Origin of the sequence: Cytobacillus sp. BC1816, from assembly GCF_051353635.1 — a bacterium.
Lineage (GTDB): Bacteria > Bacillota > Bacilli > Bacillales > Cytobacillaceae > Cytobacillus > Cytobacillus oceanisediminis_C.
The window spans coordinates 410,161-427,511 of sequence record NZ_CP195611.1 but is presented as its reverse complement, the minus strand read 5'-3'; the positions used below and the strand labels follow the sequence as shown (position 1 = coordinate 427,511).

Here is a 17,351-nt window from a genome sequence, read left to right as displayed (position 1 = left end):
GATGATAGTTATAATCTTGAAAAGGGGTGAGGGAATGAAAAAAATGAAGTTACTGCCACTTTTAATGCTGTCTGTATTTTTATCCTTCCTCATCACCCAATACCCTGGTGTCCATTTTAATGATATTCCTATGGACCAAAGCAAAGCAGTAACGGTTTCGGATTTTAACGAGAGCTTTCTATTAAAAGATGACCCTAAAAAATATATCTTCACACAGGGTTTGCTTTCTTTAGCCATCACAAACCTAACCATTATTCTTTTTGTATACAGTGCCCTGCACATCATCGCCCGCAGAAAAAAGATATTTTATACCCCCATCTTCTACGAGGCGAATTATGTAATCCACACTCCTTAATTGTCCAACAAAACAATTAAAGGAGGAAACGAATAATGTGGATTCGATTCTTAATGATTGGCTTATTTTCATTAACAGCTTCCAGTCTGTTCTTTTATCAGGGAATGGAAATGTATCATGCTTTCACAGATTTCTTTAGACAAAAATAAGAAGTTGGCGCCCAGGGACTCCCTGGGCGTTTTTAATTCTTTCGATCAAGAAGGATTAGTTTCCTTCGTCCCCTTTTCCTCTTCTTCCGGGCACACTATTTCATCCTTATTGGTTCCCTTCAATCCTCTTGCCTCCCCTCAAAGGCACTATTCATCCCTATTAGTTCCCTTCACTCCCCCTTGCCTCTTCTCAATGGCACTATTCATCCTTATTAGTTCCCTACACATCTTCTTGCCTCTCCTCCAATGCCCTTCATCCTCATTAGCTCCCTTCGTTCATTTCCTGCTTTTCCCGCAGGCATTTATCCTTAATACGTCTCGCGCCATTTTCACTTTTTAACTCAGCTTCATAAAAAAACACCCGGCCTGTTTTATTCCCAGGCCGGGTGTACATTCTTACTGTGCTTTTGCATATTTATCGTCTATTTTCTTTTCGATTTTTTCAAGCTCCTGGCTATCTTTTAAAAGTTCTTCTTTATTTGCCTTAATCATTTCAAGCATTGATAATTTCTTCTTTTTCATTTCTGTTCACCTTCTCTCATGATGTCTGTAATCTCCTTGATGCTGGATCTATTTTTTTGACAGAGTATGGTGTCTGTCTGTCACCTAAAAAACAATCGTCTTATTTCCATGCACAATGACTTTGTTTTCCACATGCCAGGCGACTGCCTGGGCGAGGACCTGTCTTTCCACATGTCGTCCTGCAATTTTGAGATCCTGTGCAGTGTGGCGGTGATTAACCCGCTGGACATCCTGCTCAATGATCGGGCCTTCATCCAAATCATTCGTTACATAATGAGCTGTTGCCCCAATCAGCTTGACTCCGCGGTTAAACGCCCGTGCATAAGGATTGGCTCCCACGAAGGCTGGCAGAAAGCTATGATGGATATTGATAATCCTGTTTGGAAATTTGGATATAAAGCTGGGCGAAAGGATCTGCATATATCTTGCGAGTACAATGAAATCCACTTTTCCATCCAGCAGCTCCACAGACTTTTGCTCAGCTTCAGCTTTAGTGTCAGGCGTAATCGGAACATGATGATAAGGTATTCCGAAACCTTCCACCACTTCCCTCATGTCGGGATGATTGCTGATCACCAGGGGAATATCCACTTCAAGCTCCTTCGATTTCCAGCGCCATAACAGCTCCAGCAGACAGTGATCCATCTTAGAGACAAAAATGGCCATCCGCTTGCGCTCGCCTTTGCCGCTCAGCTTCCACTCCATTGAGTATTCCCTGGCCATTTCAGGCAGATCCTCTTTCAGTTTTGAAAAGGACTCATCAAAATGGTTCATATCGAATTCAATCCGCATAAAGAAGATGCCTGCCAGAGGATCGGTTGTATGCTGGTCAAAATGGACAATATTTGCCTTATGCTCCAGCAGGAAATTGGAGACTGTGGAGATTATGCCTGGCCTCTCAGGACAGGATATCAGCAATGTCGCCCTGTTTGCATTGATATTTGTATTCATATAGATTCCTCCATCTGCATTTCCCGAAGCTGCCATCCATATAAAAAGGACAGAAAAAAGGCGGCTTCTTCATCCCCCTTCTCTGTCCTTTTACCTGAGAGTTTAACCCCTTTGGTGTCGCAGGTTTCCTGCGCGCTCTCCAGAGATGCGTCCGACTGCGGTTCTGTCTACCTGAGAGATTGGCTTCAAGGGTATTTTTGAAGCTTGCTCCTTCGGTGGCTACTGAATGCTCTCTCCCGCAGCCGTCATTCGCTCAATATTTTTGTTATTTTCAGAATAATACATTATTTAGACTATGTCAATCGAACTGCGTTTCTTTCACAAAATTGCCACAATTGTAATTTGACTATTTTTTTTCCATATCATTTGCATAGGATAAAGGGCAAATAAAAAAAACCTGAAGACAATGTCTCCAAGCCTTTTTCTATACAGCCGCTTTCGGTTTCGGCTCCTTTTTTTGCCAGGCAATCGTGATAAACAATGTAACGATCAATAGGGCGAGACCGAGCACAAACGGATAGGTTATCCGTACATCGTAAAGTACGCCGGCAATCGTTGGGCCAAGCACGTTTCCAATGCTCATATAAGCATTATTCATCCCCATCGCAAATCCCTGCTCATTGCCAGCCATTTTTGAGATAAGCGTGGTTAAAACCGGACGCAGAATGGAAGTGGCCAGGAAAATGATCAGCGAAATGACAAAGAAAAGTGCATAGCTTCCTGCAAACAGCGATACAAGGAAGCCTGACGCCGCAACAGCCAAAAAGATATTCAATACCTTTCCTTCTCCGAATTTATTAACCACCCGATCGACTACAAATAGCTGAACAATAACACTAATGACCCCCGTTGAAGTCACCATAATGGCAATTTCCTGCGGAGTAGCAGCAAACTCATTATCAAGGTACAGCCCCAGCACTGATTCATACGCCATTAAACCAAAACTCATCACCAATGTGATGACAAGCGGAATAAAATATGGCTTCTTAACAGACATTGCCAGCTTCTTGACCATTGGTTCCTCGTCAGGCATTTCTCCCGGCACCGTCTGCAATGTGCTGCTTTCTTCGAGGAGCACAATTGAAAAAATAACTGCCACTAGAGATACAAGCGCTGAAATCAGAAAAGGCATTTTCAATCCGAAGTCTGCCAAAAATCCGCCAATTCCAGGTCCAACCACAATTCCAAGTGACATCGCAGCTGAGACAAGGCCATTCCCTTTTGCACGCTGCTCCATAGTTGTAATATCCGCAATGTAAGCAAAAATAGCTGGAATCAGCAATGCTGCTCCAATGCCTCCGATTACGCGTGAAAAATAAAGCAGCCAAATGGAATCCACTGCATAAAAGACAAGCATGGATAATGTCAAACCAGCTAATCCGTAAATAATCATCTTTCTTCGGCCGTATTGGTCTGCCCATTTCCCTGCAATGGGTGAAAAAATCAGCTGGGCACCCGCAAAAATGGCAATCATCAAGCCAGCTGCCGTTCCACCCTGATTAATGGATTCCAAATAAGCCGGCAAAATCGGAATAATAATCCCAAAGCTTCCGATCGCAATAAACATATTGATCATTAAAATGACCATCTTTTTCTTTTGATCCCCAGACATAGCGGATACCCCTCCTTCTATATGTGAAAAATTTACATTAATTTATTTGGCACGCTAAATAGCTTATAATGAGACAGGCTGCTTTGTCAAAGGAAAAATAAGAGAAGCTCCAGCATATGCTGAAGCCTCTTGTATTCACCCTTTGAATTTGTCCGGGAATTGCTTCACAACTGCTTTTGAAATGGCATCTGCCATTATGATAATATGCGACAATCCATCATCAATTGAAACAATTCTTGCATCCCAATCCTTAACCAGGCTCGCTGTTAAATCATCTGTCACCAATTCGAGGTGCGTGTATAGCAATTTTTTTACATCTTCATTTTGCAAATTAGGATTGGCTCCGCTTAGAAAAGCAGCAATCTCATCTGCATTGCGATGCCATTTTTTGTTCAGCTGATTCACTTTGGCGCCTTGCCCGCTTTTGGCAGCTTCAACAATATCTCCGGCAATAACAATATGCTCCTTAAGCAGCTCTGTAAGCTTATTTCCTGCAGCATCTCCATAATAAGGCTTTATTGAATTCCCGATTTCCTCCTGATTTTTCAAAAGCCTTGCCAGAACCTGCTTCTGATCCTCCGCACCGGCTGTTGTGGCACTTGTAATATAATTGCTTGTCCATAATACATGGTTCATCCATAACCTGCGGAATTCATTTTCAAACTTAACCTCTGATTGTGTGATACACGGTTTCTGTGCAGCTGCATTGCCTGGAGCTGCCAGCGTATTCAGCGGCAGCAGCAGCATTATTCCCAATATCAGTAATTTCTTCATATCCTTTTCTCCTTCCAGATTGAAAAAGTTTCCTTCTTATTTTGATTATCTTAAGAGTTTTCATTCCAAAAAAATAAAGCTCGAGGCTAATGCCCCAAGCTTTTTCAATCAAACGTTTGATTTATTTGCCATAGCTTGCTGAATAGGAATTTTATTGCACTAATTTGCATATAGGCATATTTTACTTTCAGGTAAGTCATTATACTTTCGTATAAATAACCCCTCGGATAAACAAAATTACTATTGTACAGTTATCACACCACTGCTGCCGCAGCAAAGAACTCATTGTAAAGCGCCTGTACCGCGCGTTTTTCATCCACTGCCTGTACGCCAAACATCATGCTCACTTCAGATGAGCCCTGATTGATCATTTCCATATTTACTTTCGCTTTAGCGAGGGCCTTGGATGCCCGGGCCATTGTTCCGATGTTTTGGCGCATCCCCTCACCAACCACCATGATAAGCGACAGGCTATGCTGGATTTTCACCTCATCCGCGTGAAGTTCATGTTGAATGCGGCTCAGAATTTCTTCCTCCACACCATTAGTAAATTGGTTTTCCCGAAGAATAATGGAGATATCATCAATTCCTGAAGGTGTATGCTCATAGCTGAGTCCATACTCTTCCAAAATGGTCAGCAGCTTCCTCCCGAAGCCGACTTCCCTGTTCATTAAGTATTTGCCGACGTATATGCTGCAGAATCCCTGATCACTGGCAATCCCGATCACAGGTCCGTTTGTGTTATCGCGCTCGTTCACAACCCTCGTGCCAGGAGCAGATGGATTATTCGTATTTTTAATCTGCACAGGAATTCCAGCCCTGAATGCCGGCACTAGCGCTTCATCATGCAGGACAGTAAAACCTGCATAGGAAAGCTCCCGCATTTCGCGGTATGTCAGTTCTTTGATTTCTTTAGGACTTTCCACAATAAATGGATTTACCGAATAAACAGCATCCACATCTGTAAAATTTTCATACAAGTCCGCTTTGGCTGCTCCAGCCAAAATGGAACCTGTCACATCCGATCCGCTCCTTGAAAATGTGAAAACCTGCCCATCCCTGCTATACCCAAAGAAACCTGGAAAAATGATAATCCCGTCCTGTTCCCTTAGGGAATATAGATTCTCATATGCCTCGGGAAGAACCTGTGCATTTCCAGGCTCCGGGCTTACAAGCAATCCCGCTTCTTTCGGGTTCACATACCTTGCTTGCACTCCCTGCTGCTGAAAATAAGCTGCAACAAGCTTAGCGTTATTATCCTCTCCGCTCGCTTTGATTAGATCCATAAAAACTTCAGGATGATCTGTATCGCTGGAGAGCCTTGTAAAAAGATCCTCCCTAATCATATCTTTAATGTCCAGACCCAGCTCTAATTCATCAGCGATTTGGCTATATCGATCCAATACAGCTTCAGCCAAGTCATCTGCTGCTTCTCCCAGAATCCGTTTCTCTGCACATGCAATTAATAAATCAGTAACCTTATTATCTGCTGAAAATCGCTTTCCAGGAGCCGAGACGACTATTATCTTCCGCTCTGGATCAGCATTTACAATATTGAAAACCTTTTCGATTTGCTTTCCGGATGCTAAAGAAGATCCTCCGAACTTCACGACTTTCATCCTGACATCTCCTAATCTCTGAAAATTTAATCTTTATTTTACTCTTATCCGAATAGAAATCAAGAGAAATTCTATCCTGAAAATACATATGTTCACCATAAAAACACACAAAAATATATAAATATATTAAATATGATTAACTTGTGTGATTATATCGCTTTATAATATTATTTAAGAATAATAAAAGAAAACGCTTACAATAAACATTTTATTTTATCCCGTTCTGCCGAATTGCCCAAAGCAAAAAAACTATTAATCTTATGGTTTTTCCCTTTCCAAAACGGGGTATATGTTAAGGATATTTATATAAAGATTTAAATCGTAAAAACACGGGAAGGGAAAAAGTCTATGGGAATCCTAGTTGTGGACGATAATCAAGCCAATTTGTTTGTCATTCAGCATATATTAAAACGCGCCGGGTATAAAGACCATTTAACGTTTTCTTCTGCAAAGGATATGTTTCAGCATCTTCAGGGATATTCACCTTTCTCAGCTGATATAAAAGCAGACATTATCTTAATGGATATTATGATGCCGGAGATGGATGGAATTGAAGCATGCCGGCGGCTTCAGCAGATTCCACATTTAAAGGATATACCGGTGATTTTTGTAACTGCATTGGAAGATTCAAATAAGGTAGCAGAAGCTCTTGATGCGGGCGGAACTGATTATGTTATGAAGCCCATAAATAAAACGGAACTGCTTGCCCGGATTCGTGCTGCATTAAGACTTAAGTATGAAAAGGACTGGCATAAGGAGCAGGAAAATAAAATCAAGAATGAATTGGATTTATCCATGCAGGTGCAGACCAGCATGCTGAGCGAGCCGATTTATCATAAGCACACACTGTTAAAAGCTTCCTACCTCCCAGCCAACAAACTTGCAGGGGACATGTATTACTGGTACCAAATCGATGAACATCGCTTTGCTGCCATCCAGCTGGACATGATGGGCCACGGAATTTCAGCATCCCTTGTATGCATGTTTATCTCTTCTGTTCTAAGGGATGCCATCAGAACATGCAGCGATCCTGAATACGTCATGAAGGAACTAAATCGGTGGATGAATTCCCTTAATCAGCGCAATCAGCGGATTCCATATTATTTTACAGCCATTTACCTCGTCCTTAATAAAAAAGACAAAACCGTCGAGTATGTAAATGCCGGGCATCCAACCGGATACGCACTAACAGATAAGAAGGAAATGGTCAGCTTACCCAGCAATATGTGTGCAGTAGGCTTTTTTGAAGATATTACGATTCAAAAAGAAACAATTCCCTATATAGACTCCATCCAGCTGCTCCTGTTTACGGACGGAGTGGAAGAAGCAGTGGAGCAGAATAATCTTAACCCTTGTGAATACCTTCAGCGCTTCGCATCCTTCCATTGGAATGCAGCCAGAACTGCAGAACCAATCGATATGATTCTGACTAAACAGCAGCAGGCAAGCGCTGATGATGATATGTGTGTTGTTCTGGTTCAGGCAGATTAGGGTGTATACATAATATTTTTGCAAAAAAAACAGAGTACAGTCCCTCAAATAGGGTCCGCACTCTGTTTTTATATAAAGATAAAAATGTGATTATTTTTGAACCTTAAATATTGTTTAGCTCCATAAGGAACGCTTCGGCAGCTTTTGGGATGATGCGGATCATGCTGACGTTGCCACAGGACGTGGCGTTCATGATCTTCGTTCCTTTGCGGGCAAGGCGCTTCCGCTTTTCTTATGCTGGAGCAGTCTTCCTGAAAATCTTTTCCTGCAGGTTGATTTCTTCAAATACAGGCACTTCCATCCTCAGCGCTTCCTTGCTTCCAAGTCCCAGAACTCCCCCCATGCTGAGGCTTTCATTGAAAAGATTAAAAACATGGCTTTGCAGATCAGTATTAAAATATATCATGACATTGCGGCATATAATCACATGAAATTCATTAAAAGAACCATCGGTCACCAGATTATGCTGCGCAAAAACCATTCGATTAAGCAGAGATGATTTTAAATAAGCTGCTTCACAATCTGTAGTGTAGTATTCTGAAAATGATTTTTTTCCGCCTGCCATAATGTAATTCTTTGTGTAGAGCTGCATTTTTTGCAGAGGGATCATTCCGCTCTCTGCTTTTTCTAACACTTTTTCATTGATGTCTGTGGCATAAATTTTAGTTCGTTCTCCCAGACCTTCTTCTTCCATCAAAATAGACATGGAATAGGCTTCCTCTCCAGTCGAACAGCCTGCATGCCAAATTCTGATCTCAGGCAATTCTCTGAGCATCGGGACTACCTCATTTCGAAAAGCTTTAAAAAACGTAGGATCCCGGAACATTTCGGTAACATTGATTGAAAAATCGCTCAGGACCTTTTGCAGATACCCTTCTTCATGTATAACCTTCTCTGTGAGGCTTGTTATGCTGGGCAGCCGATCCCTGCTAATGCGATTTTGGATCCTCCTTGCAATAGAAGAGCGCATATATTGCCGGAAATCATACCCGGATAAACCGTAAATGGCCTTTAAAAGTAAATCTATCTCTAATTCTTCCTTTTTCAATTCTATTCATTCCTCAACTTTCGAGAATAAAATTATGGCTGCGGGGAAAGCTCCTCTTTCTGTCCGTACATTAGAAATGGCGCTCCTCCTGTTCCTTCTATGAAAGCCACACCCTCATAACGGACAGCAGCTGGTCCAGTTTTAATGGCTTGCTGATATAATCTGTTGCACCCGCTTCCATGCACTTTTCCCTATCGCCTTTCATTGCCTTGGCAGTAAGGGCAATGATTGGAACATCCTGATGCCTGTCCAGCCCGCGAAGCCTCTTCATGGTTTCATAACCATCCATAACCGGCATCATAATATCCATCAGCACAATATCAATCTTTTCTGTACCCATTAGTAAATCCAGACATTGCATCCCGTTTTCTGCTGTAAGGACATTCATGCCTTCTTTATTTAATGCATTTTTCAGCGCATATATATTTCTGTGATCATCATCTACGACAATGACTGTTTTATCTCTAAGCTCAGTACCTGTATGCTGATGCTCTGCTTCACTATTTCCTTCAGCAGCTAGGGGTTCTGCTGCCTCATACACTTCCTCCAGAGGTTCAGCGGTTACTGCAGCTTCTTCAAAAGCAAGCGTTCCTGCCTCAATTTCAGGCATACCGTTTGGCAAATTCGGAATGACCAGTGTAAAACGGCTTCCTTTTCCTTCTTCACTCTCCACTTTGCAAATGCCGCCGAGCAGCTGGGCAAATTCCTTGGAGATGGACAATCCCAGGCCCGTTCCGCCATATTTTCTCATCGTGGCTCCATCGGCCTGCTGGAAGGCTTCAAAAATCAGCTGCTGCTTTTCTGCTGGAATGCCAATGCCTGTATCCAGCACTGTTATTTTAAGCCAATCATCTGTATAGGTGGATAACGGCAAACCAAAGAAATCGCTCTGTGCGGCTTTTTCAAAAGTGACTGCTACTGAACCTTCTTCCGTAAATTTAAATGCATTTGACAGGAGATTTTTCACAATTTGCTGCAGCCGCTGCTCATCGGTATTGAATACAGGCGGCACTTCTTCTGAAGAGCTTACAGTAAACTCAAGGTTTTTATGCTTTGCCACTTGTGTAAAATGCTGCTTCATACGCTGCGACATTTCACCCATATTGACTTCCTCAAAACTGATCTCCAATTTTCCTACTTCTACTTTTGAAAGGTCCAGAATATCATTGATCAGGGTAAGCAAATCCTGTCCTGATGTATGAATAACTTTGGAAAACTCCCTCTGTTCCTCAGTGAGCATTTGATCCGGGTCTTCTGTCAGCATCTCTGATAAAAGCAATATGCTGTTAAGCGGCGTGCGCAGCTCATGAGACATATTTGCCAGGAATTCTGACTTGTATTTTGAGCTTAAACTCAGCTGCTTTGCTTTTTCCTCCAGCTCTTCCTTGGCAGCCTGAAGTTCTTCGGATTTCATTTCCGCATCTCTGGAGCGCTCTTCAAGCTGTTCATTAATCATACGCAGCTCTTCAGATTGACTTTGCATTTCTTCAGATTGCGCCTGCAGCTCCTCCGACTGGGACTGCAGCTCTTCAGCCTGTGCCTGCAGTTCCTCTGTCTGTGCCTGAGATTCTGCCAATAAGCGTTCGATCTCCATTCTTCCTGAAATATTCGTAATGGCTATCCCTAATGTTTCAATTACCTTTTCCAGGAGTTTGATCTGTGCATCAGTGAACTGCCTCAAACTTGCCAATTCTACAACTGCAACGACCTCGTCTTTGAGCATGACGGGTGCCATCATGATGCTTTTCGGCCTGACATCTCCCAAACCGGTTGATAGGACCTTGTAGTCCTCAGGAACATCATGAAGGAATATTGTTTTCTTATCCCTGACTGTTTGCCCTGCCATTCCTTCCCCAGCAAAGAAAAAGTCTCTTCCCGCATCTTCCGCCCCATCGGCATAAGCAGCTTGTTTTTTAAATACAGGTTTGCTTCCGCTGTCATCTTTTACGTAAAAGACTCCGAGATTGGCTCCGGCGGCAGGAGCAAGCCTGGAAATAAAATCATCTGCCAAATTTGCTATAGTCACATGCTGGCTATAAATGCTTACTAATGCAGCAGACTGGCTTTGAATCCAGTTCTGCTCACTGATTTCAGCCGAATAGCGCTGTTCTTTTACGTAATAGTTCTCGAGTGAATCAGCCATAGAGTTGAAGGCTATTGCGATTTCACCAATCTCATCTTTTGTTTCGATATTCAGCCTTGAAATGGAAGAAAGGTCTTGATAATCAATATCCTTAATCCCTTTTATAATTAAGCTGATGCTTCTGCCTGTACTTCTAATCACCCAAACTGTCACTCCGATGATTAAAATAATGGCTATTGCAACCGCAGCAACCAAAGTCGATAGTAACTGGCTATACGTTTCATTTGCACTTTCCAGGGAATCAGCCATGATGGATTCCTGATATTCTTTAAATTCAGCCAGCTTTACTAGAAGAGAGTTTCGGTTTTCCCTTTCATCCCTGTACAGATCTTCCAAGGAATCCAGATCTCCGCTTCCCATTAATCCAATGAAGCTGTTTTGCATTTGGGCATAAGATTCATATGCCTGTTCTACTTCCTTTAATAGCAGGCTGGATTTCTGTCTATTTAATTCATTTTCCAATTTAAAAATCCGGGTTTTTATCCCTTCATGGTTTGCCTCAATCAATTCAGCCGTCATGGCTGGATCTGCCGATTCTATGTCGGTGAGCACACTCAGCAGCTGCTGATCTGTCTGGTAAAAAAGCTGTCTGATCTCTGTAGCCTGGTTTACCTTATAATAGCGATCCTCCACAATTTCCAGCATATTTGCCTTCATTCCGTTCACCATAGACAGAATGACAAACATTAGAATAAACATAAAAAATACGGTTAGGCCCAAACCCATTATTTGCTTTCTCTTAAAGCTCACCTGTTCTCTCCTTCTTTCCCCCAATATTTCTTTATCTTTGTTTCCGTTCTCAAGTTCATGTTCACGTTTATGAGTTTAGGATTTTAATAGACTAGCTTCTTTACCCTTATCCGTTATAAATCAAACCTGCTTTTCTATTTTTTTCATAAAAAAAAGGAAGGAAAACTCCTTCCTGATGTTTAACGATATTCCTTAACTTTTTCCCCTGCTGAAGTTATCCATTCAAACTGGCGGAGCTTCAGGTCAAATAGTGTCAGGGGATCCTGGTAAATCTCAGGATTTTTGCGCATATCGCTTAAAGCTTCTTTATTTTCTGCAATGTCCTTGTAGGTCTCTTCAACCGTATGATTCAATACATCGAACGGATTTCTGAAAAACATTTTTATATCCCGTTCAAGCGATTTCTCGAAAAGCTCAAATTGCTGCATGAATTTATTGGTGATGGATTCTGCGATCTCGCTATAGTCTTCATGTTCAATGAACTGTTTATATTTATTATGGAGCATGGCTTTATTCTGCTGGATCGCACCAAGCAGCTTGCCTGCACTCTTCAGCAGGAACTGCGATGGAGAAAAGCGGTTTAGAATGTTTGCCTTATCCAGCTGAACACTTCCCCGCGTCATTCGATCCGCGTCGCGGCGCCAGTCATCCAGAATCCTGAAGTCACAGTCCAGCGAGATTTTCTCTTCGCCATCATATAGCTCATTGAAGCTTTCGCTCATTTCATCCAGATATGCCTGGCTGCTTCTGAACTCTCCTTCACTTTCAGCAATCCATTCCTGAATGGAAACATGGAAATCCGGCAAAACAGTCTCTTCAATATATTCATGTACCCGATTATTCATTTCGTCATTGAGTTCAGTATGGATTTTTCCAAAATCACTGTCCTCTGTCACCATTTCTGAACAATTCCGAAGCAGTTCCGGAATCCTTTTCTCAAGATCCTGTCTCATTTTATCTTTAATTTGGCTGTAGGACTTTTTAATTGTCCGGATCTTTTCTTCTTCCATATCACTCAGCTGATTGTTGGCACCCTTAAGTTTTGTTACCATTTCTTCGTTCCATTTAATAGTATCAATCAAGCTGTTTTCCATCTCAACGCGCTTTTCAAGAAGGAATTTGATCGATTTTTTAATATAGTAAAGAACCTTTGCTGTACGCTCTTCTTTCCGGTTCCGTCCATCCATCATCGACTTGATAAAGACTGCTAAATCATTCAGCTGGCTTTCGCTTTCATAATAGGCGGAGAAAGCAAACACCTTTGCTTTTGGAAAGTAGGTATGAACACGGGACTGAGTTTCATCAAGAAGATCCATAGCATCCTGGCTGTCTGGAATCCGGTCCATTTTACTGAGAAGGAAATGAATAGGCAATTCCGGAGCCTGTTCTCTCATTCTTACAGCAAGATCCAGCTCTTTATCTGTCAGAGGCGAATCTGCATTCAGGACAAACAGCATGCTGTCTGCGAAATGGAGATATTGGAACACACCATTTCTGAACTTGCTTTGCCCCGCAAGACCTGGCGTATCAATGACAGCAAGTCTATTATTCTGTAAAAAGGCGAATGGCATTCTGCAGCGGATAAGCGTCTGCTGGCTTTTTTCTGCGCTTTGCCTAAAGTCCTCCAGGTCAGAAATACTCCGCACTTCCTCGTCCGTAACGGCATGAATTTCCGCTTCATCACTATCCTTGAACAGCACTGAAGCAGAAGTGGAATCCCCCATCAGCTCTTCACCGAGAAGAGTGTTCACAAACGAGGATTTCCCATTTGAAGCCGCGCCGGCAATCAGCAAATGCCCTGCATCCAAATCAAGGAGTTCACGGACCATCCATTCAAAGCGTTCACCCATCAGAACGCCCTTTTCCTTCGCCCATTTCATGACATTTTCAAATAGCTTGAAGCTTTCCTCCAAGCCATCCTGATAGCGGACAGAGCGATTCACAAGGCCTTCTGCCTCGCTGACAGCTGAAGAATCAATATTAGACGGGAAAATTTCGCTCCAGGCCAGCACTGCTGAGGCCGAAACAAGGGAATGCGAAGGTGAAGCTATTTTCACCCAGTTAGTTATATGATTCGGTATCAGGTGTGATAAGTCCCTGATAAGATGCTTACCGCTGATTAGTTCAAAATAAGTATCCTTGTAAAGCTCGGAAAGCAGGCTCCATGTATGTGAGCGCCCTGGCTCCATATTAAGGAGAAGATGGTTATATTCTTTCAGCCATGAGAAATACAGATCTGATTTCTTGTAGCTATTCCACAGAGCGGCTGATAAACTCTCAAAATGAGCCTGGTCCACACGGTATAACACCGAAAGCGCCTCACTGAAATAGTTTGGCTCCATTTTAGCTGTCCGCCCCTGGTCCACATACGAATGAAGAACTTCAAACCAGGATAGGGATTCCGTCCTGATTGCTTCATTGACAGCCAGCTCCACCGCATTTCCCCAATCGCTGTGTTCTTCAAAGAATCCGCGTGCCAGATCAGTCACATCCGGATAATCCGGATTTAATCGGACCGCTTCCTTAATAGATTCAACAGCCATTTCAAGCTTGCCGCGCTGTATGTAAAGTGAAAACAGCTGAAGGAGCACCTCGGTTTTTAGCACTTCTGAATCTGTCTCAATAGATTTGTAAAAGTCCTCTGCATTTGAAAGCAAATCCAATTCAAAATAGGCATCAGCCATATTTTTCTGTGCCCATGGCCCCAATTCATTCGGAATGCTCTCCCATTTAAAAATGGCCGCTTCATAATCCTTGTTAAGGAAATACACCTCACCCTGGGCGAAACGGATATTGGTTAAATCGGGCACTTCGTTCTGCTGCTCAGCAACATAAAGTTCACCCAAAACCCTGATCGGATGCACATTTTCATTAGATTCCATGAAGGTCTCATAAAAGGTTTTGCTGATTAGCTGCTTCTCTAAAGTCATCTTGATCCCCCGCAGTGCTATTTTTAAAAGTACGCCTAAAGGCGCCGGCTTTTAAAAGAGTTTTATTGAATAGCCTGCTGATTCCCTAATTTCATAGGCTTTATCAGCATGCTTTATAAAAAAAGCGGAAGGCGCCCGCCTATCGGCGACAAGCATAAGACGAGCCGGCTGAAAGGTTGTTCTTTGACCTATTGGCCGGATTGAAAGAAATGTTGAGGCGACTGCCCAGGGACGACTAGCATAAGACGGTCCCTGTAAGAAGGTGTTTTTTCCTTCTGGAAGGGAGCGGCTTATGACCTCGAGTCCCTAGGAGCCGAAACAAGACAAGCTTATGACCTCGAGCCGATGGCGCCTGGAGCTAGACTGTTATCTAACTTCAGAATTTACCTTCTTATCTTTAAAAAAACGCATAATGCGCCAATTTTCATCCTTTATCCTTATATTGTAACAAAAATTTTTCTGCAAAAAATTTCATTTCTCTATCATTTTTGAAACATTGCTGTATTCCTGTGTAATATTCTTAATAGTTAGAACCAACTTCTATATATTAATACCACCTCAATCAAAATAAAAACTGGCAGACAGAAATATATATTCCTGCCTGCCAGTTTTTATTCTTCATCAAGAGGCTTGCTGCGGCCGGGCAACTGAGCGCCGTCTGCCATAGAGGATTGTAACAGCCATGCCAAGAATCAGGAACACACTTGATATTTGGAATAGTGCTGCCGTTTCCACAAACTGTGCAAGCACACCAAACACAAGGCCGCTTAGCCCAATGCCAAGGTCGATGGATGAGAAGAACATTCCGTTTGCCACACCCCTGCGGTTGGATGGTGTCATTGATAGCGTCCATGACTGCAGAGTAGGAATCAATGATCCAAAGCCAATTCCGAACAAAATTCCGCTTATGATAATAAACAAATTCGAGTGAGCCAAAGAAAGTACCCACATGCCGACAAAGGTCAGGAACGTGCAAAGCAGTACAAGTCCCCTTGGCCCCCGCTGGTCAAACCATTTTCCGGCAATCGGCCTCGAAAGCGATGCCATAATCGCATTGAACAGGTAGAAAAGGAAAATCTGATCAATACCGCGCTCTTCTCCAAAAATAACGATGAACGTTACGATGGAGCCATATCCAAATGTCACAATAATCGTAATAAAGGCAGGAAACCAGCTGGATTTTTCGATTAAAGAGCCTAAGTAAGAGAATTTCAGATCCTCTTTCCTTGTTTTCAGAACAGCTTCAGGTGTTTCGTAGCGAACAATAGATAGGAGCCCAATGGCAATTACGCCAAGTATACTCGAAATATAAATAAGATTGGTAAAAGAGGTAATCTGATAAAGATAGATACCAAGACTCGGAGCGATGATCATCCCGATCGTAACGCTGAGGCCATAGTAACCCATTCCCTCTCCAAGACGGGAATTAGGCACTACATCCACAGCTGCTGTCCCATTCACAGTAGTTGACCAGCCCCAAGCGAGTCCGTGGATGAACCGGAACAGCAGAAAAATCATCACCACGCTTGACAGCGGATAAATAACCGTTATGGCCAGAAGTGCCGCTGCCCCAATCAGCACCAGCTTCTTCCTTGCTCTATATTCAAGCATGAATCCGATGAAAGGCCTGCTCAGAACGGCTCCAATCGAAAACAGCGCTGTAACCAGCCCAATTTCAAGACCAGTTGCACCTATGGACTTTATATATGGAGGCAGTGTGGGAATCAGCATCTGAAACGACATAAAGACAAATAAATTCCCGACCATCAGCATAATGAAAGACTTTGTCCACAAAGTCTCTTTTACAGCCTTTACCATCTGCATCCCCCGCTTTCCTTTATCTAAAGAATAAATCAGTTAATTATTTCGGATCACTAAATACTACCATAACTGATTGGAAAAAGGAACGGGAATTTTGCATCACTTCAAGGGATAGAACTTTATTGAGACAATGAAAACCTTCAATTAAAGTCAATAAAAAAAGGAGCCAGATTAAGCTCCCCCATCACCCCTGCAGACTGCTTGTTTCCAGTACCCGCTGCAGAAAATGCAGTGTTCTTTCTATAATGATGTCCTGATCGTTATCCAATGTTGCCACATGATAGCTATTGTCCAGGGTGACCAATTCCTTTGCAGCTGATTTAATGCTGCTGTATATTTCCTGCGAATTGGAAGGCGGAACTACATGATCTTCTTTTGAGACAAAAATCAGCGCAGGACAATTCACTTTTCTTAAATCGGCTTTGACCTTCTTCATCAGTTCCGTTATTTCACCAAGCGATTTAACCGGTGTCTTTTCATAGGCAAGCTCTTTTATATCAGGGTTTTTAATGTCTGAACCAATTGCATCCAGGAAGCGGACATCCTCCAGGCTGGCTGCTGCCGCCATATCAGAAATCTCAATAGCTGCATTAATCGGGATAATCCCCTTAATCTCCGGATATTTCTCGGCCATATACAATGTCAGGGTGCCGCCCATCGACAGACCTGTAACGAATATCGTACTGCAGCGCTCTTTCAGCCACTGATAGCCCTCTTCAACAGAATGAATCCAATCCTGATAGGTCGTTGTTTCCATTTCTTCATAATGAGTGCCGTGTCCCATCAGCCTTGGACCGCAGACCGTATACCCTGCATTTGCATAAGCTTCCCCAAGCGGACGCATACTTTGAGTTGAACCGGTAAAACCATGCGAAACCAGAATCCCAATCTCATTTCCCTCAAAATAAAAAGGTTCCGCGCCTTCTAAAATCGGATACTTTTCAGACATGATCCTTCCTCCATTCAATAGATTAATTCCTATTAAAGATATTCTTTTCACATCCCTCTATCCCTTCTTATTTGAAAGCATTTAACATTTTTGTAAAACTTCGCATCCAGTCTTCATAAAAACTTTTTTTCCAGCATCGTCTTGTTTATAATAGATAGAATGAATAAAGAAAAAAGCAGCATTGCCCTATAAACAAAAAGCAAGCCTTAGGAGCGCAGCAACGGGAAGTTTCGCTTT

12 protein-coding genes and 1 riboswitch are annotated in these 17,351 nt (G+C 42.6%); of the genes, 2 read left to right on the top strand and 10 right to left on the bottom strand.

The window, feature by feature from the left end; translation table 11 throughout:
- The first annotated feature begins 34 nt into the window (after nt 1-34).
- Nucleotides 35-355 carry a hypothetical protein gene (locus ACR42H_RS02200; protein WP_113884883.1) on the top strand — a complete coding sequence of 107 codons (321 nt, stop codon included), beginning with the start codon at nt 35-37 and terminating at the stop codon, nt 353-355.
- Between the two features lie 545 nt (nt 356-900).
- Here ACR42H_RS02200 and ACR42H_RS02195 read toward each other — a convergent pair.
- The 5 genes from ACR42H_RS02195 to ACR42H_RS02175 form a co-directional block, all read right to left on the bottom strand.
- A complete protein-coding gene (locus ACR42H_RS02195; RefSeq protein WP_436374585.1) occupies nt 901-1,026 on the bottom strand; it encodes an FbpB family small basic protein in 126 nt (41 codons plus the stop codon).
- Nucleotides 1,027-1,110: 84 nt separating this feature from the next.
- Nucleotides 1,111-1,977, bottom strand: coding sequence for a formyltetrahydrofolate deformylase (gene purU, locus ACR42H_RS02190; protein WP_436374584.1), 867 nt, complete (start codon nt 1,975-1,977; stop codon nt 1,111-1,113).
- A gap of 148 nt (nt 1,978-2,125) precedes the next feature.
- Nucleotides 2,126-2,226, bottom strand: a riboswitch (glycine riboswitch).
- Nucleotides 2,227-2,401: 175 nt separating this feature from the next.
- Entirely contained in the window at nt 2,402-3,589 is a 1,188-nt protein-coding gene (locus ACR42H_RS02185; protein ID WP_113884885.1) for an MFS transporter, read from the bottom strand.
- Nucleotides 3,590-3,724: 135 nt separating this feature from the next.
- A complete protein-coding gene (locus tag ACR42H_RS02180) occupies nt 3,725-4,363 on the bottom strand; it encodes a glycosyltransferase (protein ID WP_436374583.1) in 639 nt (212 codons plus the stop codon).
- 254 nt (nt 4,364-4,617) lie between these two features.
- On the bottom strand, nt 4,618-5,982 hold the full coding sequence (locus ACR42H_RS02175; protein WP_436374582.1) for an aspartate kinase: 1,365 nt from the start codon (nt 5,980-5,982) through the stop codon (nt 4,618-4,620).
- Between the two features lie 348 nt (nt 5,983-6,330).
- Here ACR42H_RS02175 and ACR42H_RS02170 point away from each other — a divergent pair, with 348 nt between their 5' ends.
- Nucleotides 6,331-7,473: a SpoIIE family protein phosphatase gene (locus tag ACR42H_RS02170; RefSeq protein WP_436374581.1), complete on the top strand. Its 1,143-nt coding sequence runs from the start codon at nt 6,331-6,333 to the stop codon at nt 7,471-7,473.
- Between the two features lie 232 nt (nt 7,474-7,705).
- Here ACR42H_RS02170 and ACR42H_RS02165 read toward each other — a convergent pair whose 3' ends face one another.
- From ACR42H_RS02165 to ACR42H_RS02145, 5 genes are all read right to left on the bottom strand, one after another.
- Complete coding sequence (locus tag ACR42H_RS02165; protein WP_436374580.1) at nt 7,706-8,521, bottom strand: CheR family methyltransferase; 816 nt, start codon at nt 8,519-8,521, stop codon at nt 7,706-7,708.
- Nucleotides 8,522-8,618: 97 nt separating this feature from the next.
- On the bottom strand, nt 8,619-11,414 hold the full coding sequence (locus tag ACR42H_RS02160; RefSeq protein WP_436374579.1) for a response regulator: 2,796 nt from the start codon (nt 11,412-11,414) through the stop codon (nt 8,619-8,621).
- 179 nt (nt 11,415-11,593) lie between these two features.
- Nucleotides 11,594-14,344: a dynamin family protein gene (locus ACR42H_RS02155; protein ID WP_436374578.1), complete on the bottom strand. Its 2,751-nt coding sequence runs from the start codon at nt 14,342-14,344 to the stop codon at nt 11,594-11,596.
- Nucleotides 14,345-14,965: 621 nt separating this feature from the next.
- The gene (locus tag ACR42H_RS02150; protein WP_436374577.1) at nt 14,966-16,168 is read right to left on the bottom strand and encodes an MFS transporter; all 1,203 of its coding nucleotides are present in this window, start codon (nt 16,166-16,168) and stop codon (nt 14,966-14,968) included.
- Between the two features lie 181 nt (nt 16,169-16,349).
- A complete protein-coding gene (locus ACR42H_RS02145; protein ID WP_436374576.1) occupies nt 16,350-17,114 on the bottom strand; it encodes an alpha/beta hydrolase in 765 nt (254 codons plus the stop codon).
- Between the last annotated feature and the right edge of the window lie 237 nt (nt 17,115-17,351).

Bases quoted from the DNA above. Each gene is read 5' to 3' on its own strand.
- ACR42H_RS02170 (WP_436374581.1), top strand. From the start codon at position 6,331: ATGGGAATCCTAGTTGTGGACGATAATCAAGCCAATTTGTTTGTCATT.
- ACR42H_RS02180 (WP_436374583.1), bottom strand. From the start codon at position 4,363: ATGAAGAAATTACTGATATTGGGAATAATGCTGCTGCTGCCGCTGAAT.
- ACR42H_RS02195 (WP_436374585.1), bottom strand. From the start codon at position 1,026: ATGAAAAAGAAGAAATTATCAATGCTTGAAATGATTAAGGCAAATAAA.
- ACR42H_RS02150 (WP_436374577.1), bottom strand. From the start codon at position 16,168: ATGCAGATGGTAAAGGCTGTAAAAGAGACTTTGTGGACAAAGTCTTTC.
- ACR42H_RS02185 (WP_113884885.1), bottom strand. From the start codon at position 3,589: ATGTCTGGGGATCAAAAGAAAAAGATGGTCATTTTAATGATCAATATG.
- ACR42H_RS02200 (WP_113884883.1), top strand. From the start codon at position 35: ATGAAAAAAATGAAGTTACTGCCACTTTTAATGCTGTCTGTATTTTTA.
- ACR42H_RS02175 (WP_436374582.1), bottom strand. From the start codon at position 5,982: ATGAAAGTCGTGAAGTTCGGAGGATCTTCTTTAGCATCCGGAAAGCAA.
- ACR42H_RS02145 (WP_436374576.1), bottom strand. From the start codon at position 17,114: ATGTCTGAAAAGTATCCGATTTTAGAAGGCGCGGAACCTTTTTATTTT.
- purU (WP_436374584.1), bottom strand. From the start codon at position 1,977: ATGAATACAAATATCAATGCAAACAGGGCGACATTGCTGATATCCTGT.
- ACR42H_RS02155 (WP_436374578.1), bottom strand. From the start codon at position 14,344: ATGACTTTAGAGAAGCAGCTAATCAGCAAAACCTTTTATGAGACCTTC.